This is a genomic window from Streptomyces sp. NPDC090442 (genome assembly GCF_044769405.1).
Classification (GTDB): domain Bacteria; phylum Actinomycetota; class Actinomycetes; order Streptomycetales; family Streptomycetaceae; genus Streptomyces.
In genome coordinates, this window is the sequence record NZ_JBIVXW010000055.1 from 1 (window position 1) to 25241 (window position 25241).

Genomic DNA, 25241 nt, shown 5'->3' on the forward strand with positions numbered 1-25241 from the left:
CCCACCACACCCTCACGCCCCAACCCCTCCGCCACCAACGCCCGCCCCAACCGATTCGCCCAACCATTCAACTCCCCATACGACAACCACCCCTCACCCCACACCACCGCAACCGCCCCCGGCTCCACCCGCACCCGCTCCTCAAACAACTCATGGAACCGACGATCCGGCACCTCCCGACACGGCCCCGCCAACCCCTCCAACTGCACACCCCGCTCAGCCACAGACAACAAAGCACCCTGCACCGGCACAGCCCCCGGATCAGCAACCAACTGCACCAACGCCGCAACGTGATAACCACCAACCCTCACCACACTCTCCGCATCCAACACCTCCGACCGATAACGCAACCGCAACACCATCCGCTCACCACGCCGCACCACCACCACCCGCAATACGGTGCTCTCGGCCAGGTCTCCCCCGTTCCCGGACAGTTCGAGTTCGGTCTCGAACAGCGCTGTCCCCAGACCGAGTTCGGCACTCAGAGCGGGGACCGGATAGTTCGCGTGCGAGAGCAGCTCCGCTCTCGCCCGGGCGGACTCCTGCACCAGTCCGTACCACGTTTCGGGGGCAGTGGATACCCGGCAGGGCAGCGCGGGCCCACCATCGCCGGCGAGGTACCCGGTGGTGACCTCCTGGTCTCCGGAGAGTGCGGCGAGCACCTTGGCATGGGCGGCCAACAGCACGGCGTTCAGGGGCACTTCGACTGCAGCGGTCCACCGGTCCAGCCGTCTCACCAGGTCCTCGGGAAACGGCTGTTCGTGGACCGCGATGCCGGGCTGCGGTTCAGGCGCCCATCGCGGGATCGCGGTGCAGCCGCCCGCGGTGAGGACTTGCCGCCAGTATTCCCGGTCATCGTCCATGGACTTGGACATCGTGTTTCCTCCGTTGGTTCGTGCCGTGGCGGCGCTGCGTGCCGGCCGTGGCGAGGCGATGGTGACGGGTGTCGTGCTGGGTGAGTGACCGGTGTGTGGGTACCCGTCAGTTCGGTGCGGTCTTGGTGGCGGCCGCGTCGTGGGGTTGGGCGTTCCGCAACGGCAGGCGGCTGCCGTTCGTCGGCCCGGGCGCCGGTTCGGTGTCTGTGGGAGCCGTGCGCCGGCTGCGGTTGCCCTGCGTCTGCGCGGCCGGGTTGCCCGCCCACCGGGCGTTCCGGGGTACCTCCTCGCCCTTCATCAGGAAGGAGTCTGCGGCCAGTACAGCGCCCTCCTCCATCGTCACGCCGTAGTGCACCAGCGCACCCACCCCGACGGTGCATCCGGCGCCGAGCGTGCTGCGGTCGGACTTGAACGTGCCGTCCTCCTGCGAGTGGCACTGGATCTTGCTGCCGGCGTTCAGGGTGCAGTCGTCGCCGATGGTGGCGAGCGTGCGTTCGGTGAGGTAACAGCCGTCGTCGAAGACCCGACGGCCGAGCCGGACGCCCAACATCCGCCACAGGACGTTCTTGAACGGGGTGCCGTTGAAGGCGTTGAAGTGGGTGTCGGGCACCTTCCACAGTCGCTCCTGGTGCCAGAAGTGCGGGTCGTAGATGGAGCGCACCTGTGGTTGTAGCGGGCGGAACCGTGTCAGGCACCGTTCGACCAGCGCGTAGTAGCCGGCGGTGAAGACCATGACGCCCACCAGGAACCCGGCGTCCAGCAGGTTGCCGAGCCAGTCCTCGCGGTTGGCGGTCGCCACGCTCAGCACGGTCAGACCGAAGAAGTGCGCCCAGCGGATGAGCAGGACCAGGCCCATGGTGCGGAGGTTGTACCGGTTCTTGGCGGCCAGGCGGCGGTGCAGTTCGTCCCCGCTGCGCAGGTAGTCGAAGCGGCTGTCGCGCTCCACCGTCCGCGGGATCTCAAAGGGCGGCGAGCCCAACAGCCCCACGCCTTCCCGGATTTCACCGTCGAGCGGCACCATCACCTTGGTCGCCAACAGACAGTTGTCACCGGTCCGTCCGCCGGGCGGGTAGGCGATGAAGTTGCCGAGGAAGTTCTGCCTGCCGATGTGGGTGGGCACGACGCTGAAGGACGTACCGGAGAACTCGGCGTTCATGATGGACAGCCCGTCGGCGACCATCGTGCCGCTGCCGACGCTGTTGGAGAACGGTGACTCGTGCTGTACGGCGCTGCCGAAATTCGAACCGGTCTGCTCGACGTGGGACAGGTCGTACCCCAGGCTGCGCAGGTAGTGGACGATGTAGGAACTGTCGCCGAACAGCCAGATGAAGAACTTCAGGTTGGTCATCCGCGCGACCGAACGGTGCACCGCGTAGCGGAAGCCGTACAGCGGATACACCACGCCGGGCTTGATGACCCGGTGCATCACGCGCGGGACGGTGGTCAGCACCGCCAGTCCGACGGTGACGAAGCCGAAGAACAGTACGAGGGAGAGCAGGAGGGCGTTGAGGTAGAACACCGGTGAGGTGAGGGACTGTTCGTCCAGGTCGCCCTGGCCTCCCAGCACGGGCACGCCGCTCCAGAGCAGGGAGAAGAGCGAGATGGTCAACGGCACCGTGATCAGCAGTGTCTTGGCGAGGGTGATCATGCCGAAGGCGGCTCGTCGAAGGGTGCCGCACCGGGCCGGTGCGACGCGGACGTAGTCGAGCTCCGTGGGTTGCGCCGGCGAGCCGTGCCACCGTCGGCCGGCGGGCACTGCCTCGCCGCGCTGGAGGGTGGAAGTGTGGCCGAGCTGGGCCCCGTCACCCATCGCGGTGTCGATGTCCAACACGGTCCGCTCGCCGATGAAGACGTTGCGGCCGAGGGTGACTGTGCCGGTCTGGATCCGCCCGGCGTGGGCCCGGTAGCAGAGGAGGAACGCGTCCTTGCGGAGCACACTGCCGGTGCCGATGGTGAGCAGGTCGGTGCAGACGGGGACGTGGTGGGAGAGGATCGTGACGTGCTTGCCGATCTTCGCGCCGAGGGCCCGGAGATAGAGCACGTACGCGGGGCTGCCGATGAGCAGCACTATCGGGTTGGCGTGCACCAACACCTTGACGATCCAGAAGCGCAGATACGTCACTCCCCAGACCGGGAACTCGCGGGGCGTCCACCGTCCGATGAGGATCCACTTGACCATGACGGGAAACGAGCACAGGCCGACGAATTCGGCGCTGCCGAAGGCGATGGCCCGCCCGTAGACTCCGACCGGACCCGATCCTCTGGAAACCCAGGTGTAGCCCCTCGTGGTGGCGAGCGCGATGAGGTAGGAATACCCCAGGAAGAACGCCAACTGCGCGGCGCCACACGCCACATAGCGGGCGGTACTTCCGGGGCGCGGCGCTTCCACCGGGATCTCCGTATGAGCGGTGGACGCGGCAGCGGGCTCGGGGATGGCATCGGCCAATGCCGTCGCCAGACTTCGGATCGTGGAGTGCTTGTAGACGTCCTTCATCGATACCGACGGCAGGTCGTCGCGTTTCCTGACGCGGGCGCAGAAATGCGCCATCACCAGTGAGTCTGCGCCCAGATCGTCAAAGAAATGACCATCTACTGACACTTGTTCGACGTGCATGACTTCGACCAGCAGCGCGGAAAACTCTTTCGCCAGGTCAACCGTCGTTCCGCTGCCGCTACTTGCCGTCGACACGGTTTCGGTCGACGAGCCTGTCGCGACATCGGCGGATTCTCTACCCACCTGAGCTCCTTGAGCGCCTAATGCCCGTACCTGCGGGCTGAATTCGATTCACGCAGCACGCAACCGCAATGCGTCTTGGAGACGCAGTCGGCAGAAATCGCGCCGCGGCACGACGAGTTGGCGTGCGCGCACCCGGCCCGATCACTGGGCCGCGAGTCGGCCATCACATCCGAGCGAGAATGCCCTGGATCTCCCCCGCACGGTCGCCGGCAGCGCACCGGGCACCGGCTTCCCGATCGGCGGGCTCATGCACATCGCCCCAGGTCGCACCGACCAAGGACCAGCCCGACCGCGCGCCGCATCGAACCCCACGCCCGCCCAGCGCGGCCGTCGATGGGACCGCTCACCGTTTTCCCGGATCGCTCTCCCCGCACGGCGAAGACGCCCGGCCTTCCGCCCCTAACCGAGGCCGGAAATCCTCACGCGAGGACACAGCAACTCCCCCGCACCCACGGGAACACTGCGCTCCCAGCTTTCACCGTCCAGCCGACGACGCAACCGAGGAAACCGCACGACGATCCATCTGCGACCCACCGCACGACCTCGAACATTCATCCCGGATCAGTTCCGACAGAAGTCGAGCGCCGGACCAAGTTTCCCGCACACAGCTTCCCCCTTTCTGATCCAACTGAACGCGATCGTTGAAGAACGTAGGGTCTGCACCGTTGCCAAGCCAGCCAGGTGCAGGCCAACCAAAATTGCACACTTACGCAGAATGAAAAACGATCAAACTCGCGCCGCCAAAAATGTTTGGCCACGGCATGACGCACCATGACATAGCCCCCACCACCTGCCCTTCCACGCTCTCCCGAACTCGCCAAAGCCCAGAACGCCACCACACCGCCCACTCCCGCAAATAAGGCAAAAGGTGACCATTGGGGCATAACCCACGCGAATCAATAAATGCTCATCAATGCGCGCAATAAAGAACTCCGGGGTTGAGTTGCGCGCCCATAAATGCTCGTCCGGGCTGGCGCAAAGCAGCCGAAGCGACCGGTGTCACGAATAAAGATTCACCCCAGCTCCGGTAACGGCACTCCCGTCCCGGTAAACTCGCCACCAGGCCGCTCGGAAAATACGCTTATCGCGTTCTTTTGACATTCTTTCACCTGCCCGAGGTGCGGCCCGGGCGAGAAGCAGATCCACGTTCGGACCCGCCCACAAAGCACCCTGGCCACGCGATCCGCGGGCGGGCCAACCAGGTCCGGCAATCCGACACAAGCACCGGCATCAGCGCCCGACCGTCGGCTATGTCTGCCAACTATATGATCCAGCTATGACCGATATGATGGACGATATCAGCCTGACGAAACGACTGCTGGAGCAGTTTTTGGTGGTGGCCGAGGAGAAGCACTTCGGTCGTGCCGCGGAGCGGCTTTCCATGAGCCAACCGCCACTGAGCCAGTCGATCCAGCGCTTGGAACGCGGCCTGGACGTGCGGTTGTTCGAGCGCAGTCCGGGCGGCGTCCGGCTCACCGCGGCGGGGGAGGCCTTCGCCGTGGACGCCCGGCGACTCCTCGACGCCCAGTCCGCGGCCATCGGGCGAGCCCGACGGATCGCGAGCGGTCTGGCGGGAGACGTCCGGGTGGGGTATGTGAGCATCCTCAGTCACCACTACCTTCCGGGGCTTCTGCGCGCCGCGGCCGAGGAGTTGCCGGGGCTGCGCATCCATCTGCATCAGGACTCCTCCGCCGCCGTCGCCGAGATGGTCCGCTCCGGCACCCTGGACCTCGGGTTCCTGCGCGACCCCTCACGCCTGTCGGACGAGCTCATCCGGCATGACTTCGCCGTCGAGCGGATCATCGCCGCGGTGCCGCACGACCATCCGCTGGCCGACGTCGACGAGATCAGCCTGGGCGCGTTGGGCAACGAGGACTTCGTCCTGCCGGACGCCACGCAGCTTCCGGTGTTGGCCCAGCAGGTCCAACTCGCCTGTAGCGAAGCCGGGTTCACGCCCAGGGGCCGCGCGGTGGCCGACGACCTCACCGGCCTGTTCAGCTATGTCGCCTCCGGACTGTGCATCGCCCTGTTGCCCGAACGCCTGCGGGACTTCGCCGTTCCCGGCGTCTCCTTCGTCATGCTCCACGGCGCGTCACGGCGCCTGGAGACCGCCGTGGTCGCCGTGCGCCGCCCCGAGGCGGACGCGGCGGTCCTCCGCCTCTTGGAACTGATCAGCCACCGCATGGCCGAGTAGACCGTCAACACGGGCCTGAATCACTTTCACTTGGGCCGCGTCGCCGGTCAGCGGTGCGCACCCAGTGAGCGGCGGCCACAACCGGACTCCGGCCAGGAGGAGGTGGCGAGTTGCCCCGGTGTACGGCACCTCCCGCACCACACGTGACGCCCTTCCGCTTGTCCCGCGTGCCGGCCTCAGAAGACCAACTCTCCGATCAGCAGCACGAAGAACATCGCGAACGACAGGGCCACCGCGGCCGCCGCGGCCACGGCCAGTCTGCTGAGCACCAGGAGCAGCACGCCCCACGGCGGCGGGTTCGCCCGAAGCGGTACGCCTTTCTCGACCGTGACCCGCCGGGGCCCCACGCAGACGAAGACCAACAGCGCCGCCGCGCCGCTCACGATGCCGAAGACCACCGCGAGAATCAGGGCTGCCCGCGCCGGATCGGGCTGGGTGTACCCACCGTCGGACCGGCGCTGCAGCCTCATCGGGCCGCCGCCGGTGTCCCGGACCGCGTCGTAGAGATGCGCCGAGGTGTCGGTGAAGGTGCCGGTCAGGGCCGTGAACGTGCCGGCGCACTCGCGCTTGGTGTGCTTACCGCGGCCGGTGACATAGCAGTGGGCGGAAGTGAGGTTTCCGGGAGTGCCAGCCAGGGCCGCGTGGTAGGCGAACGCCGGCCAGGCGAAGGACATCAGCCAGGCCGCCAGTGCGAGCACGCCCGCCGTCAGGAGCACGCCGACTGCGGTGAGCGTCCAACTCGGCTTCTCGGGCACGGCCCTGGAACCGGCGGCCGCCTCGCCCGAACCTGCCTTCCCGTAGACGGCCCCGCCGCTCGCACGCCCGCTGCCAGTCACCTGTAGACGCCCCCCTCGAACGACCCGACGACGCTCCGGTCTCCGCGTTCCTTCGAACTCCCGGACCGGCGGGCGCCACCTGGCTCCCACACTCGGGCCCGTTTCCCCTCATCATCCGACACACCTGCGGGCATCACCCGGCGATTCCGCTGTTGGCAACGCGTTGCATACGGCCTCCGGGGTGGCCTCGCGCCAGGGCATCACCGCGAAGTGGGCCCTGGTTCTTGGGCGTTGTCCAGAAGGCTCGGGTGTTGTGGCGCGGGCGAGGCGCGCGATGGCGCGAATCGTGGGATGCCTGTCGTTGACGCCATTGGTCGGGACGAGCAGGCTGTGGAGGTGCACCGACGCCGCATCGTGTTCGTGATTTTCGACGGGTTCCAGGCATTGGATCTGGTGGGCCCGCATGAGGTGTTCCAGTACGCGGGGACGCTGGTGGACGGCTACGACTGCCGAGTCCTGGCGCCCGGAGCCGGCCGGTGCGGCCGTCCAGCGGGCTGTCCGTCCACGCCGGATACGGCGTGGACGATCTCGACCCGCGTGGCATCGACACCCTGGTGGTGGCGGGCGGCGACGGCGTGGACCGGGCGGTGCGGGACGGCGCGCTGGTCGAGTGGGTCGCCGCGGCCGGGGCCTCGGCCCGCCGCGTTACGTCGGTGTGCAGCGGGGTGTTCCTGCTGGCGGCCGCCGGGCTCGTCGAGGGCCGTCGGGTCACCACCCATTGGTCCCGGGCCGACCAACTCGCCCGGCAGCACCCGCAACTGCGGGTGGACTGCGACCCGATCTTCATCAGGGACGGACGGGTGTGGACCTCGGCCGGCGTGACGGCCGGCATGGATCTCGCACTGGCCCTGGTGGAGGATGACGTGGGCCGGGACATCGCCCATGCCGTCGCCCAGGAACTGGTGCTCTTCCTGCGCCGGCCCGGCGGCCAGTCACAGTTCAGCGTGCCGCTGTGGTCGCGCCAGCCGTCCAGCGATCCGATCCGGGCCGCGGTGTCGGCGATCCATGCGGATCCCGGGGCCCGGCACGGGATCGCCGATCTCGCCGGGCACGCGGACCTGAGTCCCCGTCACCTGCAGCGCCGCTTCGCCGCCGAACTCGGCATACCTCCCGCGGCGTTCGTGGAACGGGTGCGCGTGGAGGCCGCGCGCCGGGCCCTGGTCGACGGCGAGGAGTCGGTCGAGGCCATCGCCCGTCGCTGCGGCTTCGGCACCGCGGAGACGCTGCGGCGTTCCTTCCACCGCCAGCTCGGCGTCGCACCTTCGGAGTACCGGGACAGATTCCGAACCATCAAGGAGTACGCATGACGACGCGCAGGGCGCCTGGGGCGCACGGCACGACCTACGGGCTGCTGGTGTTCGACGGAGCCGAGGAACTGGACTTCGTCGGCCCCTGGGAGGTCTTCACCTCCTCTGCCATGCTCCGCGAGCAACAGGACGGCGGGCAGCGGGACACCGCCGTGTTGATCGCGGAACGGCCAGGCACCGTCCGCTGCAACAAGGGCATGCGGGTGTTGCCCGACCACACCTTCGACGACCATCCGCCGCTCGACGTGCTGCTCGTGCCCGGTGGGAACGGCACCCGCACCCAGGTGTCCAACCCCGCGCTCATCGAGTGGATCCGCCGGACCTCCGCCCGGTCCGCCTGGACCACCAGCGTGTGCACCGGTTCCCTGCTGCTGCACGAGGCGGGCCCGGCCCGTGGCCGTCGGGTGGCCACTCACCATGCGTTCGAGGACGCCCTTCAAGGGCGCGGGGACATCACCGTGGTCCGTGACGCGCGCTACGTCGTCGACGGCCAACTGGCCACCAGCCAGGGCGTGTCCGCGGGCATCGACATGGCGCTGTGGCTGATCGGTCGGCTGCACGGCCGCAACCACGCCCGCGCCGTGCGCCGCTACATCCAGTACGAGCCCGCCCCGCCCTACCTCGCCGACGAGCCGAACGGGGCGGCCGGGTAGACGGGGTCGGGCGGGTCGGCCGGATCCGAGCAACCGACGACCGCCCGAGCGACGGGGCGGTCGGGCGGAAAGCCAACGTGGCGGCCGACTTCACGTCGACCGCCACCGTCCAACCCAACACCCACGCCGACGCCGCTCCGCACGCCCGGCGCGGCGCGCCTCATGGGGTCACGCGTCGTCGCCCCCGGCCGTTTTCTCGGACGCGTCGCGCTGCCGGCGTCGGGTGGCGATCAGGTAGCCCGCCGCCGCGAGGAAGAGGGCGAGGGAGACCCAGTCGTTGAGGCGCAGGCCGAGGAAGTGGTTGGCGTGGTCGATGCGCAGCGCCTCGATCCAGGCCCGGCCGGCCGTGTAGGCCAGGACGTAGCAGGCGAACAACCGGCCGCCGCGGAGCCGGTAGCGGCCGTCCAGCCAGAGCAGCAGGGCCATCACGCCGACGTCCCACAACGACTCGTACAGGAAGGTGGGGTGGTAGAACGCGACGTTCTCGTAGCCGGGCGGCCGGTGCGCGGGGTCGATGAGCAGTTTCCACGGCAGTGAGGTGGGGCCGCCGAAGAGCTCCTGGTTGAAGTAGTTGCCCCACCGGCCCATTGCCTGGGCCAGCACCAGGCCGGGCGCGGCGGCGTCGGCGAAGTCCGCCAGTTTGATGCCGCGTCGCCGGCAGCCCAGCCAGGCACCGAACGCGCCGAGTGCGACGGCCCCGGGGATGCCCAGGCCGCCGTCCCATACGTACAGGGCGCGGATGGGCTCGCGACCGGCGCCGAAGTACAGTTCCGGGTCGGTGATGACGTGGTAGAGACGCCCACCGAGCAGGCCGAACGGCACGGCCCACACGGCGATATCGGCGATGTCGTCGGCGACGCCGCCGCGCGCGGCCCATCGGCGGCGGGTGAGCCACACCGCCGCGAAGATCCCCGCGATGATGCAGAGCGCGTAGGCCCTGATCGGCACCGGACCCAGGTGCCAGACCCCCTGCGAAGGACTCGGCAGATATGCCAGAACCATCAACTCGACCACTCTCGACGTCAGACCCGGAAATGCTCCGGTGCGGGACCGCTCGACAATACATCGGGCACCGAAGCTCTTGGCCGTCGCACCGGATTCCGCGGTTAAAGTCCTTCCATGCCACGTCAGTCCCACCCCGATTGCCCACCGGCCTCGCCCGCCGAGGGTTCCACGGATGCCCGTCTGCTCACCGAGGCCGTGACCCGACTGCGTCGCGCGCTGCGCGCCTCCATTCGCACGGACTATCCGTGGGAGCAACTGCCCATGGCCCAGGTCGAGTTGCTCCAGGTCCTCGCGGAGCACTCCCCGGCCCGGGTCAGCGATCTCGCCGCCCGTCAGCGCCTGGCCGCCAGCACGGTCAGTGGGCTGATCGGCCAGATGATCCATTCCGGGCTGGTGGCCCGGGGCGTCGATCCGTCCGATCGACGGGCCTCCGTCGTCACCCTCACCGAGGCCGGCCGGACCCAGCTCACCGCCTGGACCAACGCTCACGAACGCCGCCTCGACGACGCGCTCGGCGCGCTCGGCGAGGCGGATCGCGCAGCCGTCCGCGCCGCCCTGCCCGCCCTGCTCCGCATCGCCGGGCATCTCGAAGGCGACGAGGCCGGTACCTAGCCGGAGCTTCGGGCGCGCCGTGCGAGGGGTGCTCGCTCTGCTACTCCTCGTTGGCTCTGGAGGTCAACAGCCCTCCTTCGACGGCGAGATGACCGGTTTACCCCGCCGCTCACCTGCGGTCCGGATGCCGTTCGCCGTGGTTGGCGGTGCGGTGGGGCTCGACGGCGGGCCGTCGGGCGTTCCGGGGGCCGAGTGCGGCGGCGACGACGGAGAGCACCGCCGCGGCCAGCAGGACCAGCAGCGCCCAGCGCGCACCGTTCAGGCCGGTGACGCCGAGCGGAGCGACGTGCAGGGCGAGGGTGACCAGCGCGACGCCGAGCGCGGTACCCAGGCCGCGGGCCATGTTCACCAGGCCCCCGCCGGTGCCCGAGGAGCCCGTCGGAATCGCGCCCATGATCAGCGCGTTGTTGGCCGGGGTGAACGTCCCGAGCCCCAGGCCCAGCAGCACGAGGACGGGGGGCAGGCTCCCGGGCGTCATCGGGACGACGAGCATGGCGGCGAGCGCGCCGACACACACCAGCGCGCCGAGGAGGCAGCGTCCGCGGTCGGACATGTTGGCCGGCAGCAGGTGGTCGGCGCCGGTCGCGCCCAGGGCGAAGCCGGCGGGCAGTGCCGTGAGCACCAGTCCGGCGACCAGTTCCGACGTGCCGCCCGTCGTCAGCGCTATCGGCACCAGGACCAACGGGCCGAAGAGGACCAGGTAGCCGCACAGCGCACCGACCAGCCCGGCCGAGACCGTCCGCACCCGCAGCAGCGCCAGGTCCAGCAGCGGAGCGGCGGCGCGGCGCTGCCGGACCACGAAGCCCCATCCCGCCGCGCCCGCCACGACGAACAGCAGGGCGACGCCCCAGCCAGGCACCGGGAGTCCGGAGGCGGCCGAGACCCCCAACAGCGCGGAGGTCGTCGCCAAGGCCAACAGTCCCAACCCGGCCCAGTCGAATCCCGGGGTGCGGTGGTGGGCGCGCGTCCTGGGCAGCAGGTAGTGCCCGGCGATCAGGGCCACCAGCCCGATGGGGACGTTGACGCCGAACACCCAGCGCCAGCCCAACGTCGAGACCAGGGCACCGCCCACGGTCGGGCCCAGTGCCAGGCCGAGTGCCTGGGCCGCTGCCTGGACGCCCAGCGCGGTCCGCATGCGGTTCGGTGGTGCGCTCGTGGCCACCAGAGCAACGCTGTTGGCCTGCATCAGTGCCGCCCCGGCTGCCTGGAGCACCCGGAAGCCCACCAGTGCGCCGAGCTCGGGGGCCAGGCCGCAGGCCGCCGACGCCACCGTGAAGACCACGAATCCGTAGAGGTACATCAGCTTGCGACCGTGGGCGTCCGAGAGTCGGCCCATCGGTACGAGCAGCGCGACCAGCGTCAGCAGATAGGCCAGCGACACCCACTCCACCGCGGCCAACGAGGTGCCGAACTCGGCCCGCAGGCTGCCGTAGGTCAGCGTCACGATGCTGGCGTCGAGCTGCCCCATGAAGGCCCCGAAACAGACCGTCGCCACCGCCAGCCACCAGGCGTGGGGGTAGGCGCGGATGCGCTGCGGTCGGGGCCGTTCGCGGGCCAGTGCCTGTAGCGCGGAGCGGGATCGAGATATCGACTGGCCGGTCACGCTTCCCCCTGCTCCACGGCTTGAGGCTCTACCACCCCTCAATTGTATCGGCATCCGAACTATTTTGTTACCGTCGGGCTAGTCGTACCGGACTCAGGCGGTGCCGGGGTATCCGTTTCAGGTGTTCCACGTGCGGTGGACGACGGCGGTGGCCGCCTCGGCGAGTGCGGTGGTGTGCGGGGAGTCGGGGAGGTACGGCCGCACCGCGGTCCATGCCTGGTCCAACAGTGCGGTTGCCTGCTCCTCGCACCGCTGGACCGCTCCGCTGGCGTCGATCGTCCGGGCCGCGCGACGCACGGCACCCTCGTCCGGTTCGGCCTGCAAGGTGCGCCACAGGCTCTCCGCCTCGTCGCGCGGCAGCAGCGTCACCGTGTGGGCCAGCGGGAAGGTGACCTTGGCGTTGTGCAGGTCCTCGGCCACGCGCTTGGTGGCCCGGTCGCGATGTATCACACCGCGCAGGTCGCTCACGTCGTCGGTGATCTGGTACGCGAGTCCGACGGCCTCCCCGAACTCCCCCAGCGCGGAACGCTGTTGGGGGGTGGCGTGCCCGGCGAGGGAGGCGATCTCGCACACCGCCCGGACCTGGGCACCGGTCTTCAGTCGGTGGGTGAGCGTCAGCATGTTCAGCAACGGCTCCGGGTCGCCGGTGGCCAGCGCCGCGGTCATCTCCCTCTGGTGGCCTTGGATGTCCAGGGCCTGCCCGGCGTGGGTGGCACGCAGGTTGGCGAGGTAGGTCTCGTAGACCGCCAGGCGGAGTTCGGCGTCGCCGGGGAAGCAGCGCCGGATGGCCCGGTCGACGCTGAAGTAGGCAGCGGTTCCCGCGTTGATGGCGGTGGCCTCCCCGAAGAGCATGTGGGCCGCCGGGCTTCCGCGGCGGACCGGTGAGGTGTCCTCCACGTCGTCGACCATCAGCGAACCGGCGTGCCCCATTTCGCAGGCGGCGATGAGTTCGGCGTAGTGATGCGGGCTGACGCCGTAGATCTCCAGGACGCGGGCCATGAGATGGGCGCGCCACCGCTTGCCGCCGGCGTCGAGGAGGTGGCGCACCGGCGAGATCAGGGCCGCGTGCAGCCGGCGGTCGCGTTGCGTGGAGTCGGCGTCGTCGGAGGGAACGACCCCCTCCCGACCCATCAGTTCGGCGCTGAGTGCCGGGCCCGGGGTGTCCGGGCACAGCCGCCCGAGCCCTTCGTGCAGCGCGGCGGTCGCCTCGACCATGGCGGCGGTCCGCACCGCGCCGGCGTCAACGGGGCCGTCGCGCCTGGGGGGTTCGGCTGATGCGGCGGGCGGGTGCTGCCCGTCGTGTCGCGGGAGGTCCGCTGCGTCCCGTACGCCCGCGGGGAGCGGCTGGGGCCCGCCGACCCGCACGGCGCCGAGCCGGGGGCCAGGTAGGGAGGACATTTCGTCGGGCATGGAATGCTCGCTCCGTTGCGAGGGAAATCGTGCCGGAATACTGGCCAATTGGCCCCGGCGACCGGAATCCGGAAGCCCTTTGTCCGCGGGTTGCTGGACCTGGTCGCCGGCTGCGCCAACCGTTCGGGTCGGCTGGACGCTGTGGAGCGTATCAGCGAAATCCGTATCACAGGAGAGCAGATGCGGGGAAACCGGCTCGTTTCGGGCTCACGAAGGGTGTGAGAGTGATACGCCGCAGGTCAGCCCGTACTTCCATACGACTTAACGGCTCGGCTGGTTCATGATCGCCCACCGCCCGCGCCTTCTCGGATCGGGGTCGAAACATTGGGCTCACCGGCCCTCGCCACTTTCCAGGAACGTCATTTCATCTCCGCCCAGATGTGCCTACATCCGCCTGCGGAAGGGTGACGCGGAGAGAAATACGCAATGTGGGCGCGGAGTTCGTCGGCAGCGGGACGGGGACTTCCGCATGGCGTGCGAGGCGGCCGTTTGCGGGCCGTGGTCGGTGCGGGCGGCGCGGCCGGGGTCAGGACGGGTCGAAGGACAGCGGCTTGCTCAGGGTCGTGCGGACCGGCGAACAGGCGAGGCGTTCGAGGACCGCGGGGCGGTGCGCCTCAAGCTCCGGGGCGAGGAGGAGTTCGTAGCGGAAGCGGGTCGCGGTCTCCTCGCGCTCCAAGTGGACCCGGACGCTCACCTCGGCCTCGGTGGCGCCCAGTTCGGCCAGTGCCATCCGCGCCGAGATGGTCATGCAGGTGGCCAGGGACGCCTCCAGCAGTTCATGGGGGCGCATGCCGGTCGTGCCCCCGACGCCCCCCTTGAGCGTGTCGGCCAGGCCCTCGTTGTCGCCCGCGCGGAACCTGACCTGCCAGGGCGTCGGCAGTGCCGCTGTCTCGATCATCGTCCTGCCTCCCTGCCGGAATCCGTCGCGAAGCGACCCAAGTCAGCCCGGACCGAACCGCGTTGGCTCACGTCGGCTCGGGAAGCGTAGCGAGTGGCTCCATGTGCGCGAAGGGTTATCCGGATGGTGGGATGGGGGCGGTCCGGTGGCGCGGCGGGGCGGGCGGATCGTCGAACGCGACGGGGCGCGGGGCAGGTTGTCGCCTGCCCCGCGCCCCGTTCCACAGCAGCCGCACGGGGTCCCTCAACCCCTGCGGCGAACCCGGGCCCCTCAGCCCCGGTCGTCGGTGGGGAGTTCCCGCTGGACGAGGTGACGGCTGTAGGCGTCCGTCGTGAAGAAGGCGGGCAACTCCGTGGTCAGGGCGGTGCGTTGGAAGAGTTCCCGGACCTCTTCACGGGACGCCCAGGGGTACTCGGCGCCAAGGGAGGCGATCTCCTCGTCGAGCGTCTGCAGCACCGTCTCCCGGTCGACGACGCGGTGTCGCAGCCACTGCCAGACCTGGGCGCGGGCGATCTCGGCGGTCGCGGCGTCCTCCATCAGGCCGTTGAGGGCGACGGCGCCGCTGCCGCGGAGCCAGGCATCGAAATAGCGGACCGCGACGGCGATGTTGGTGCGCAGCCCCTCGGGGGTGGGCGGGCCGCTGATCCGGCGCACCGAGAGCAGGTCCCGCGCGGTGACCTCCACGTCGTCGCGGGTCCGCTCGATCTGGTGCGGCCGGTCCCCGAGGACTCCGTCGAAGACCTCGCGGCAGACGGGGACGAGGCCGGGGTGGGCGACCCAGGAGCCGTCGAAGCCGTCCTCGGCCTCACGCTCCTTGTCCAGTCGGACCTTGGCGAGCGCGGCCTGGTGGGCGTCCGGGTCCTTGCTCGGCACCTGTGCGGCCATGCCGCCGATGGCGTGGGCGCCGCGCCGGTGGCAGGTCTGGACGAGCCGCTCGGTGTACGCCCGCATGAAGGGGGCGGTCATGGTCACCTTGGCGCGGTCCGGCAGTTGGAAGTCGGTGCGGTGGCCGAAGGTCTTGATCATGCTGAACAGGTAGTCCCAGCGGCCCGCGTTCAACCCGGAGCTGTGCTCGCGCAGTTCGTAGAGGATCTCCTCCATCTCGAACGCGGCGGTGATCGTCTCGATGAGGACGGTGGCGCGGATGGTGCCTCGGGGGATACCGAGCAGGTCCTGGGCGGTGACGAAGATGTCGTTCCAGAGCCGGGCCTCGTAGCGGTTCTCCAGCTTCGGCAGGTAGAAGTACGGGCCGTGGCCGGCGTCGATCTGGCGCTGGCCGCAGTGGAAGAGGTAGAGGCCGAGGTCGACGAGGGCGGCGGGGACCGGGGTGCCGTCGAACTCCAGGTGTTCCTCGTCGAGGTGCCAGCCGCGCGGGCGGACGACGATGGTCGCGAGCCGGTCGGGGGCGCCGAGTCGGTACTCCTTGCCGTCGGGGCTGGTGAAGTCGATCCGGCGGTCGAGGGCGTCGCGCAGGTTCACCTGCCCGTTGATGACGTTGTCCCAGGTGGGGGCGGTGGCGTCCTCGAAGTCGGCCATCCAGACGTGGGCGCCGGAGTTGAGGGCGTTGATGGCCATCCGGCGGTCCGGCGGTCCGGTGATCTCCACCCGGCGGTCAGACAGGCCGGGGGCGGGCGGGGCCACCCGCCAGGTCGGGTCGGCGCGGACGGCGGTGGTGACGAGGGGGAAGTCGAGCGGGGAGCCGGTGGCCAGGCGCAGGGCCTGCCGGCGGCGTTCCTTCATCAGGTCCCGTCGCCGCTCGGCGAACGCCGCCGTCAACCGGCCTACGAAATCCAGTGCCTCGGGCGTGAGGACCTCGTCGTGGCGCGCCCCCGGGGCGGCGAGCACGTGGACGGATCGGGGCGGTGCGCTGAGGGACATCGGGTTCTCCTGAGGGAAGGTGGGGAGCGGGGCGGACGGGGCAGGCGTCCGCCCCGCTCGGCCGGGGTGGACCAGAGGAGTCGGAGGGCGGGCCTAGTGGAACTGCTCCTCCTCCGTGGAGCCGCTCAGGGCGGTGGTGGAGGAGGCGGGGTTGACGGCGGTGGAGACCAGGTCGAAGTAGCCGGTGCCGACCTCGCGCTGGTGCTTGACGGCGGTGAAGCCGTCGGCCTGGGCGGCGAACTCCTTCTCCTGGAGGTCGACGTAGGCGGTCATGCCGTGCTCGGCGTAGCCGTGGGCCAGGTCGAACATGCCGTGGTTGAGGGAGTGGAAGCCGGCCAGGGTGATGAACTGGAACTTGTAGCCCATCGCGCCCAGTTCGCGCTGGAACTTGGCGATCTGGTCGTCGTCCAGCGCGGCCTTCCAGTTGAAGGAGGGCGAGCAGTTGTAGGCGAGCATCTGGTCCGGGTAGCGGGCGTGGATCGCCTCGGCGAAGTCGCGGGCCTGCGCCAGGTCGGGGGTGCCGGTCTCGACCCAGATGAGGTCGGCGTAGGGGGCGTAGGCCAGGCCGCGGGCGATGACCGGGGCCATGCCGTTGCGGACCCGGTAGAAGCCCTCGGCGGTGCGCTCCCCGGTGACGAACTCGGCGTCGCGCTCGTCGACGTCACTGGTCAGCAGGTTGGCGGCGAGGGCGTCGGTGCGGGCGACGATGAGGGTCGGCACGTCGGCGAGGTCGGCGGCCAGGCGGGCCGCGTTGAGGGTGCGGATGTGCTGGGAGGTGGGCACCAGGACCTTGCCGCCGAGGTGGCCGCACTTCTTCTCGGAGGCGAGCTGGTCCTCGTAGTGGATGCCGGCGGCGCCGGCCGCGATCATCCCCTTGGTGAGTTCGAAGGCGTTGAGCGGGCCGCCGAAGCCCGCCTCCGCGTCGGCGACGATCGGCGCGAGCCAGTCGGTGGTGTCGCCGGCGTCCTCGGCGGTGGCGATCTGGTCGGCACGCAGCAGCGCGTTGTTGATCCGACGGACCACCTGCGGCACGGAGTTGACCGGGTACAGGCTCTGGTCGGGGTAGGTGTGGCCGGCCTGGTTGGCGTCGGCGGCGACCTGCCAGCCGGAGAGGTAGATGGCCTGGAGTCCGGCCTTGACCTGCTGGACGGCCTGTCCGCCGGTCAGGGCGCCCAGCGCGTGGATGTAGTCCCGCTCGTGCAGTTGGCGCCACAGGCGCTCCGCGCCGCGCCGGGCCAGGGTGTGCTCCTCGCGGACGCTGCCGGAGAGCCGGATCACGTCCTCGGCGCTGTAGGTGCGCTCGATGCCCTGCCACCGGGGGTCGGTGGCCCAGCGCCGCGCCAGTTCCTCGGCCGCCTGCTTCCTCGCGTCTGCCATGACTGTCACCGTCTCCTCGGTCTGGATGGGATGCCAACATCGCTGCCCGCGGGGGCAACTGGCGTGGCACTGTGTGTCGTCTACTCGCTCTGCTGGGATGCGGCCCGCCGTTCTGCCGGGTAGCGGAACTGAGCAATGTTGCCGGTGTGGGGCACCGCCGTGGTCGGGATCTCCGACGTCAGGGCGGTGGATCGGGCCCCGATTCCGGGCGGTGCCTGCCGGGGTCCGGCGGGCCGCACTCAGACTCTGACACTGACACTGAGTGCCAACAACCGTGGATGCTTGCCAACTTCTGCGAATCTTCCGGTGGCCGTTTGCCAACGTTGCGACATGTCCGTCGAGGGCCTGTTCGCCTACGCTGACCAGGACCTGGACAGCGGAGGAGACGCGGTGAGCAAGACGTACGCGGGAGCGCGCCTGCGGCGGCTGCGCGAGGAACGCCGGATGAACCAGGCGGAACTGGCCCGGGTGTTGGGCATCTCGCGCAGCTATCTGAACCAGATGGAGCACGATTCGCGCCCGCTCACCGTCCCGGTGCTGTTGCGGCTGTCCGAAGCCTTCGGTGTCGACCCGACGTTCTTCTCCGAGCGCGACACCACCCGGCTGGTCGCGGACCTGCGCGAGGCGCTGGCCGGCGAGCTCGCCGAGGCCCGGATCGCCACCGCCGATCTGACCGAACTCGCCGCGCGGATGCCGGCGATCGCCCAGGTCCTGCTCGACCTCGGCCGCCGCAACCACCGCCTGGCCGAGCGGCTGGTCGGCGGCGAGGGCGGCCGCGGCAACGGCCGGGAGGCGCCGATCTCGCCGCACGAGGAGATCCGGGACTTCTTCTACCGCCGGCAGAACTACCTGGACGAGCCCGACCACGAGGCCGAGCGGCTGGCCGCGGAGATCGGCATCCGGCCCGGTGACGTGCTGCGGGTCCTGACCGCGCGGCTGGCCGACCGCCACGGCATCCGGCTGTCCAACGACGCCGACGACCGGCTGCACCACTACGACGACGTGACCCGGACCCTGCACCTGTCGGCCCGCCTGCGGCCCGGTCAGCGCGCCTTCCGGATGGCCACCCAACTCGCCCTGCTGGAATACCGCGACGGGCTCGACGCCCAGGCGGCCGAGGACTTCCCGCCGGGCTCACCCGCGCACGCCCTGGCCCGCATCGGCATCGCCAACTACTTCGCCGCCGCCCTGATCCTGCCGTACACCGGCTTCCACGCCGCGGCGGAGCATGCGCGGTACGACATCGAGCGCCTCACCGACCGCTACGGCCTCGGCTACGAGACCGTCTGCCACCGCCTGAGCACCCTGCAACGCCCGCGCCTGCGCGGTGTGCCGTTCTCCTTCGTCCGCGTGGACCGCGCCGGCAACATGTCCAAACGGCAGTCCGCGACCGGCTTCCACTTCTCCCGGGCCGGCGGCACCTGCCCGCTGTGGAACGTCTACGAGGCGTTCGCCGCGCCCGGCCGCATCCACGTCCAGGTCGCCGAAATGCCGGACGGGCAGCGGTACTTGTGGACCGCCCGGGCGATCACCCGGCACCGCGGCGGCTGGGGCGAGCCGGGCAAGACCTTCGCCGTCGGCCTCGGCTGCGAGATCCGTCACGCGCACCGCCTCGTGTACTCCGACGGCCTGGACCTCGACAGCGGGGCCACCGCCACCCCGATCGGCATGGGCTGCCGGGTCTGCGAACGCCTCGACTGCCCGCAACGCGCCGCGCCGCCCCTGGGCCGCCCGCTGCACATCGACGAGCACACCAGCACCTTCGTCCCGTACCCGGTGTCGGGAGACAGGACGTGAGCGCGGGCGCCTGACCGGTGGCGCCCTGCGCAACCGTGCTTTCCGGCCATTCCCGACGGGCCCGGGCGGGGTGCGGCCCGCGGTGCGGCGAAGCTGGTGCCATGAGCACGGAACCACGCCACCTCCTCGTCATCGGCATCGGAGCCGGTGACCCCGACTACCTGACCCTCGCCGCGGTGAAGGCCATGGCCCGCACGGACGTCTTCTTCCTCGTGGGCAAGGGGCCGCAGAAGGCCCAACTGACGGATCTGCGCCAGCACATGGTGGCGCAGCACGCACGCGCTCCCTACCGGGTCGTGGCGGCGGACGACCCCTGGCGCGACCGCACCCGCGCGGACCGACCCGGTTACACGGCCGCCGTCCATGACTGGCGCAGCCGTCGCGCGGACGTCTACGAGCGGTTGGTGACCGACGAACTCGCCCCCGGGCAGACCGGCGCGTTCCTGGTGTGGGGCGATCCGGCCCTGTACGACAGCACGCTCGGCATTCTCGGCGAGATCGAGGCGCGCGGCACGGTGTCGTTCACGGTCAAGGTGGTTCCCGGCATCAGCAGCGTCTCCGCGCTGGCCGCCCGCCACCACATCACGGTGAACCAGGTCGGCCGCCCGGTGCACATCACCCCCGCCCGCAGGCTCGCGGAGCTCTCCCCCAACGACGACGGGGACGTCGTCGTCATGCTCGACGCCCACGAGTCGTTCGGCCGGTTCGAGACGGACGACGTCTGGATCTACTGGGGCGCCTATCTCGGCACGCCCGACGAGCTCCTGGTCGCCGGCCCCGTGCGCGAGGTCGCGGACCGGATCAGGCGGCTGCGGAGCGAGGCGCGGGACCGGCACGGCTGGATCATGGACACCTATCTGCTGCGCCTGGTCGACGAGGACCGCGAGGAGTGATGGCCGGGCGCGGGGCGGAGGGCGGACACGAGGGCCGCGGCTTATTGCACATCACTTGCAATTACCATTGATGGGCAATGAGTGGGTGTCGTGAGGGAGTGGCCATGCCGCAGGGCCGGATCGTGCTCGGTATCGAGTCGTCGTGCGATGAGACCGGGGCCGGGATCGTGTCGGACGGACGGCTGCTCGCGCACGCGGTGGCGTCGAGCATGTCCGAGCACGCCCGGTTCGGCGGGGTGGTGCCGGAGATCGCCGCCCGCGCCCATCTGCACTCCTTCACGCCGGTGGTGCGGGAGGCCCTGGACCAGGCGGGGCTGCGGCTGAGCGACCTCGACGCCGTCGCCGTCACCACCGGCCCCGGCCTGTCGGGGGCCCTCCAGGTGGGGCTCGCGGGAGCGAAGAGCCTGGCGTACGCGGCCGGGGTGCCCCTCTACGGGGTCCATCACCTGGCCGGCCATGTCGCGGCCGACACCCTGGAGCACGGCCCGCTGCCCGATCCGTGCCTGGTGCTGATCGTCTCCGGTGGCCACACCTCGCTGCTGCTGGTGCGGGACCTCGTCCGCGATCCGATCCTGCACCTGGGCGACACCATCGACGACGCCGCCGGCGAGTGCTTCGACAAGGCGGCCCGGATCTTCGGCCTGCCCTACCCCGGGGGCCCGGCGATCGACCGGGCGGCCCGGGACGGGAACCCCTGCGCCGTCGCCTTCCCCCGCCCGCTGACGAGCGGGAAGGGCGACCCGTACGCGTTCTCGTTCTCCGGCCTGAAGACGGCCGCGGCGCGCTGGGCCGAGTCGTACCGACTCCGGGGCGCCGAGCTCCCGTTGGCCGACGGCGCCGCCTCGCTCCAGGAGGCGGTCGCGGACGTGCTGACCCGTAAGGCGCTGGCCGCCTGCCGGGAGTACGAGGTGCGCACGCTGGTCGTGGTGGGCGGGGTGGCCGCCAACTCCCGGGTCCGGGCGCTCGCGGAGGAGCGGTGCGCGGCCGCGGGGGTGGAACTGCGGGTGCCGCCGCTGACGTTGTGCACCGACAACGGCGCGATGATCGCCGCGGTCGGCGACCTGCTGGTGCGCGCGGGCGCCGCCCCGGCCCAACTGAGCGTGTCCATCGACCCGTCCGCGCCGTTGGAGTACGCCGCGCTGCATCCCGCCCTCGTTCCCGCCTGAGTCGATTCGGAGCACACCTTGCGCACCGCCGAAATCCGTTCCCGCTTCCTCACGTTCTTCGCCGACCGCGGTCACACCGTGGTGCCCAGCGCCCCGCTGCCCACGCCGGATCCCACCCTGCTGTTCGTCAACGCCGGCATGGTCCCGTTCAAGCCCTATCTGACCGGTGAGCAGGAGGCGCCGTGGCCGCGGGCGACCAGCGTGCAGAAGTGCGTGCGCACGCTCGACATCGAGGAGGTCGGGAAGACCACCCGGCACGGCTCGTTCTTCCAGATGAACGGGAACTTCTCCTTCGGGGACTACTTCAAGGAGCAGGCCATCGCCTTCGCCTGGGAGCTGTCCACCTCCCCGGTCGCGGACGGGGGTTACGGCCTGGACCCGGCGAAGATCTGGGTGACCGTCCACCACTCCGACGACGAGGCGCGCGGCCTGTGGCGCAGGCTCGCGGGGCTGCCCGACGAGCGGATCGTGGCCCGGGGCGACGAGGACAACTTCTGGTCGATGGGCGTGCCCGGCCCGTGCGGTCCGTGCTCGGAGCTGTACTACGACCGGGGTCCGGCGCTCGGCCGCGCGGGCGGCCCGGCGGTCGACGAGGACCGCTACATGGAGTTCTGGAACCTGGTCTTCATGCAGGACGAACGCGGCGAGGGCGCCGGCAAGTCCGGCTACCCGATCCTCGGCCGGCTGCCCCGCCCCAACATCGACACCGGCATGGGCCTGGAGCGGATGGCCACCCTCCTCCAGGGCAAGGACAACCTCTACGAGATCGACGAGACCCGGCCCGTCCTCGACCGCGCCGCGGAGCTCGCCGGGGTCCGCTACGGCGCGGAGCACCAGACGGACGTCCGGCTGCGGGTGGTCGCCGACCACGTCCGCACCGCGTTGATGCTGCTCGCCGACGGCACCGCGCCCGGCAACGAGGGCCGCGGCTACGTCCTGCGCCGCATCCTGCGCCGCGCCGTCCGCTCGATGCGCCAACTCGGCTACCAGGACCCCGCCCTGCCCGCACTGCTGGCGGTGGCGCGGGACTGCATGGCCCCCAGCTATCCGGAGGTCGCGGACGCCTATGCGCGGATCTCCGACCAGGCGCGCGGGGAGGAGGACGCCTTCCGCGCCACGCTGCGGCAGGGCACCACCGTCCTGGACACCGCCGTCGCCCGGGTACGGGAGGAGGGCGGGCGCACCCTGCCGGGCCGGCAGGCGTTCCTGCTGCACGACACCTACGGGTTCCCCATCGACCTCACCCTGGAGATGGCGGCCGAACAGGGCGTCGAGGTCGACCGCGAGGGCTTCACCGCCCTGATGAACGAGCAGCGGGAGCGGGCCCGCGCCGACGCCCGGGCCCGCAAGTCCGGTGGCGCGGCCGACACTTCGGCGCTGCGCTCGCTGCTGGACGCGCACGGTCCCACCGACTGGCGGGCGTGGGAATCCCTGACCGCCGAGGCCCGGGTCCTGGGCGTGGTCGGCGCGGCCGGCCCGGTCCCGGTCGCCCGCGAGGGCGAGATCGTCACCGTCGTCCTGGACCGCTCCCCCTTCTACGCCGAGTCCGGCGGCCAGGACAGCGACGCCGGCCGCCTCTCCGGCGCCTCCACCGAGGCCGAGGTCCTCGACGTGCAGCGGGCGCTGCCGGGGCTGATCGCCCACCAGATCCGGGTCACCGCAGGCGAGTTGGCCGTCGGCGACGAGGTGGTCGCCGCGGTCGATGCCGAGTGGCGGCTGGGCGCCCGGCAGGCCCACTCCGGCACCCACGTCCTGCACGCGGCGCTGCGCGAGATCCTCGGCCCGACGGCCCTCCAGTCCGGCTCCTACAACCGGCCCGGCTATCTGCGCCTGGACTTCCCCTGGCGCGGCGCCCTCTCCCCCACCGTCCGCAGCGAGGTCGAGGAGGCCGCCAACCGGGCGTTGCGCAGGGACCTGCCGGTGGGCGTGCGGTGGATGACACTGCCCGAGGCCAAGGAGATCGGCGCGCTCGCCCTGTTCGACGAGACGTACGGGGAGCAGGTGCGGGTGGTCGAGATCGGCGGCGCCTGGTCGCGCGAACTGTGCGGCGGCACCCATGTCGAGCACGCCGCGCAGATCGGCACGGTCGCCCTGACCGGCGAGTCCTCGGTCGGCGCCGGCATGCGGCGGCTGGAGGCGGCGGTGGGCATCGAGGGCTTCGACTACCTCGCCCGCGAACGCGATCTGGTCTCCCGGATCGCCGAGCAACTGGGCTCCCCGCGCGCGGAGTTGCCCGAGAAGATCGGCGGCCTGCTGGACCGGTTGAAGGCCGCCGACCGCGAGAACGCCCGGCTGAAGGCCGTGGCCACCGCGGCGCGGGCCGCCGAGCTGGCCGCCACCGGCGTGGACGCCGACGGCACCCTGGTCGTCACCGCCACCGCGGAGGGCCCGGCCGCCGATGCGCGCGCCCTGGCCCTGGCCGTCCGCGACCGGCTCCCGACGGACCGCCCCGGCCTGGCGGCGGTCGCCGGCGACGACGGCGCGCTCGTAGTCGCCCTCAACGGCGCCGCCGCGGCCGCCGGGTTGGACGCGTCCACCGTGGTCAAGCGGCTGTTGGACGGCCGCGGTGGCGGCTCCAAGGCGGTCGCGCAGGGCGGCGGGGTGCCCGTCGAGCGGCTGCGCCGCCTCCTGGCGGAGCTGCCGCAGGTCGTCGGGCGGGGGTGAGCGGCGGCGGCTGGAGTTGCCGGACTGACCAGCGGTTCCCCGCCCGTCACCCGGCCGGTAGCCCGGCGCGAGAGGAAGATCACGTCGGGTGACCCGCATTTTGGCCATGCACCTGCCACGCGGTATCGTCAGCGCGATTATTGACGACGGCATGGCGGAAGCCGGTGGGAAACCGGCACGGTCGCGCCACTGTGAGCGGGACGTCCAACGCGTTGGGCGTCCCGTGAGTCAGACCCGCAGCCGTCGACCTGTGCACCACCGAGATGGGACGCGAACTCCCAGAGGAGGCCCTGCCATGGCGCAGTCCATCGCCCAGCCGACCGCCGGCTCCCCCGCGGTACCCACCAAACTGCCGCTCAGGGCGATAGCCCCCTGGGCGCTCTTCTTCGGCATCCTGATGCTCGTCCTGCTCTACTTCGTCGGCGCCGAGCAGGGCGCCACCTCCGTCTTCAACGGCACGGACATCCACGAGTGGGTGCACGACGGCCGCCACCTGCTCGGCTTCCCCTGCCACTGACGCGAGGGACGCCGCACGCCCATGAACTCCACAACGGTCCGAAACCTCCTCGTCCGTGGCATGCTCGCCGGCCTCGCAGCCGGTGTGCTCGCGCTGGTCGTCGCCTATCTCCTCGGTGAGCCCAACGTCGACAGCGCGATCCGGTTCGAGGCCGCCCACTCCCACGAGCACGAGAGGGAAGTCGTCTCCCGCTCCCTCCAGTCCACCGCCGGCCTCGCCACCGGTGTACTGGTCTACGGGGTCGCCTTCGGTGGCATCGCCGCCCTCGCCTTCTCCTTCGCGCTCGGCCGCGTCGGCCGCTTCGGCCCCCGGGCGACCGCGCTGCTGCTGTCCGGCTGCGCGCTGCTCGCCGTGTACGTGGTGCCGTTCCTCAAGTACCCGGCCAATCCGCCGTCCGTCGGCGAACCCGACACCATCGGCAAACGCACCGCCCTGTACTTCCTGATGATGCTGCTCAGCGTGCTGCTGGCGCTCGCGGCCACCATCCTGGGCAAGCGCCTGGCGCCGAAGTCGGGTACCTGGTACGCGACCGTCGTCGCGGTGGTCGCCTTCGCCGTCGTGATCGGTGTGGCCTATGCCGTCCTGCCCGCGATCAACGAGGTACCGACGGCCTTCCCGGCCACCCTGCTGTGGCGGTTCCGGCTCTCCGCCCTGGCCATCCAGGCCGTGCTGTGGGGTGGCTTCGGCCTCCTCTTCGGTGAGTTGGCCGAGCGGCTGCTGCATCCGCGGGCCGAGGCCGCTGCCGCCGGCCGAGCGGTCCCCGTCGAGAGCTGACGCCCGTACCGCAGACGTCCGAGAGGGCCCCGGAATCTCCGAGGG

Annotated in this window: 17 protein-coding genes, 2 pseudogenes and 1 riboswitch; of the genes and pseudogenes, 10 read left to right on the forward strand and 9 right to left on the reverse strand. The window is 70.7% G+C overall.

Features of this window, described 5'->3' with window-relative positions; translation table 11 throughout:
- Window positions 1-875: pseudogene (locus ACIQU6_RS31120) on the reverse strand (non-ribosomal peptide synthetase); the annotation flags it as partial.
- Window positions 876-981: 106 nt separating this feature from the next.
- A complete protein-coding gene (locus ACIQU6_RS31125) occupies window positions 982-3612 on the reverse strand; it encodes a Pls/PosA family non-ribosomal peptide synthetase (protein WP_403485050.1) in 2631 nt (876 codons plus the stop codon).
- Window positions 3613-4888: 1276 nt separating this feature from the next.
- Between ACIQU6_RS31125 and ACIQU6_RS31130 the strand changes: the two genes are divergently transcribed.
- Window positions 4889-5806 carry a LysR family transcriptional regulator gene (locus tag ACIQU6_RS31130; protein ID WP_403485051.1) on the forward strand — a complete coding sequence of 306 codons (918 nt, stop codon included), beginning with the start codon at window positions 4889-4891 and terminating at the stop codon, window positions 5804-5806.
- Between the two features lie 176 nt (window positions 5807-5982).
- Here ACIQU6_RS31130 and ACIQU6_RS31135 read toward each other — a convergent pair whose 3' ends face one another.
- A complete protein-coding gene (locus ACIQU6_RS31135) occupies window positions 5983-6642 on the reverse strand; it encodes a hypothetical protein (protein ID WP_403485052.1) in 660 nt (219 codons plus the stop codon).
- Window positions 6643-6978: 336 nt separating this feature from the next.
- Between ACIQU6_RS31135 and ACIQU6_RS31140 the strand changes: the two are divergent.
- Together ACIQU6_RS31140 and ACIQU6_RS31145 are read left to right on the forward strand one after the other, a co-directional pair.
- Window positions 6979-7949: pseudogene (locus tag ACIQU6_RS31140) on the forward strand (GlxA family transcriptional regulator).
- Entirely contained in the window at window positions 7946-8602 is a 657-nt protein-coding gene (locus ACIQU6_RS31145; RefSeq protein WP_403485053.1) for a DJ-1/PfpI family protein, read from the forward strand. Before ACIQU6_RS31140 ends, ACIQU6_RS31145 begins: the two are co-directional and overlap by 4 nt.
- Window positions 8603-8770: 168 nt before the next feature.
- On the opposite strand, the gene lgt is transcribed toward ACIQU6_RS31145, so the two are convergent.
- Window positions 8771-9604: a prolipoprotein diacylglyceryl transferase gene (gene lgt, locus ACIQU6_RS31150; RefSeq protein ID WP_403485098.1), complete on the reverse strand. Its 834-nt coding sequence runs from the start codon at window positions 9602-9604 to the stop codon at window positions 8771-8773.
- A gap of 117 nt (window positions 9605-9721) precedes the next feature.
- Between lgt and ACIQU6_RS31155 the strand changes: the two genes are divergently transcribed.
- Entirely contained in the window at window positions 9722-10219 is a 498-nt protein-coding gene (locus ACIQU6_RS31155) for a MarR family winged helix-turn-helix transcriptional regulator (RefSeq protein WP_403485054.1), read from the forward strand.
- Window positions 10220-10328: 109 nt separating this feature from the next.
- Here the strand turns inward: ACIQU6_RS31155 and ACIQU6_RS31160 are convergent, their stop codons facing one another.
- From ACIQU6_RS31160 to aceA, 5 genes are all read right to left on the reverse strand, one after another.
- Window positions 10329-11714, reverse strand: a complete 1386-nt coding sequence (locus ACIQU6_RS31160; RefSeq protein WP_403485099.1) for an MFS transporter — start codon at window positions 11712-11714, stop codon at window positions 10329-10331.
- Window positions 11715-11939: 225 nt separating this feature from the next.
- Window positions 11940-13232: a polyprenyl synthetase family protein gene (locus tag ACIQU6_RS31165; protein ID WP_403485055.1), complete on the reverse strand. Its 1293-nt coding sequence runs from the start codon at window positions 13230-13232 to the stop codon at window positions 11940-11942.
- A gap of 526 nt (window positions 13233-13758) precedes the next feature.
- The gene (locus ACIQU6_RS31170) at window positions 13759-14130 is read right to left on the reverse strand and encodes an OsmC family protein (protein ID WP_403485056.1); all 372 of its coding nucleotides are present in this window, start codon (window positions 14128-14130) and stop codon (window positions 13759-13761) included.
- 270 nt (window positions 14131-14400) lie between these two features.
- Entirely contained in the window at window positions 14401-16008 is a 1608-nt protein-coding gene (gene aceB / locus ACIQU6_RS31175) for a malate synthase A (RefSeq protein ID WP_403485057.1), read from the reverse strand.
- Between the two features lie 93 nt (window positions 16009-16101).
- Complete coding sequence (gene aceA, locus ACIQU6_RS31180; protein WP_403485058.1) at window positions 16102-17385, reverse strand: isocitrate lyase; 1284 nt, start codon at window positions 17383-17385, stop codon at window positions 16102-16104.
- A 390-nt stretch (window positions 17386-17775) separates the two neighbouring features.
- Here aceA and ACIQU6_RS31185 point away from each other — a divergent pair, with 390 nt between their 5' ends.
- From ACIQU6_RS31185 to ACIQU6_RS31210, 6 genes are all read left to right on the forward strand, one after another.
- Window positions 17776-19182 carry a short-chain fatty acyl-CoA regulator family protein gene (locus tag ACIQU6_RS31185; RefSeq protein ID WP_403485100.1) on the forward strand — a complete coding sequence of 469 codons (1407 nt, stop codon included), beginning with the start codon at window positions 17776-17778 and terminating at the stop codon, window positions 19180-19182.
- Between the two features lie 101 nt (window positions 19183-19283).
- Window positions 19284-20075 carry a precorrin-6A synthase (deacetylating) gene (cobF, locus tag ACIQU6_RS31190; RefSeq protein ID WP_403485059.1) on the forward strand — a complete coding sequence of 264 codons (792 nt, stop codon included), beginning with the start codon at window positions 19284-19286 and terminating at the stop codon, window positions 20073-20075.
- A gap of 104 nt (window positions 20076-20179) precedes the next feature.
- Entirely contained in the window at window positions 20180-21241 is a 1062-nt protein-coding gene (gene tsaD, locus ACIQU6_RS31195) for a tRNA (adenosine(37)-N6)-threonylcarbamoyltransferase complex transferase subunit TsaD (protein ID WP_403485060.1), read from the forward strand.
- 18 nt (window positions 21242-21259) lie between these two features.
- A complete protein-coding gene (gene alaS, locus ACIQU6_RS31200) occupies window positions 21260-23905 on the forward strand; it encodes an alanine--tRNA ligase (RefSeq protein WP_403485061.1) in 2646 nt (881 codons plus the stop codon).
- Window positions 23906-24008: 103 nt separating this feature from the next.
- A riboswitch (cobalamin riboswitch) is annotated at window positions 24009-24162 on the forward strand.
- A 38-nt stretch (window positions 24163-24200) separates the two neighbouring features.
- On the forward strand, window positions 24201-24422 hold the full coding sequence (locus ACIQU6_RS31205; RefSeq protein WP_403485062.1) for a CbtB-domain containing protein: 222 nt from the start codon (window positions 24201-24203) through the stop codon (window positions 24420-24422).
- A 21-nt stretch (window positions 24423-24443) separates the two neighbouring features.
- Window positions 24444-25196 carry a CbtA family protein gene (locus ACIQU6_RS31210; protein WP_403485063.1) on the forward strand — a complete coding sequence of 251 codons (753 nt, stop codon included), beginning with the start codon at window positions 24444-24446 and terminating at the stop codon, window positions 25194-25196.
- Window positions 25197-25241: the final 45 nt, after the last annotated feature.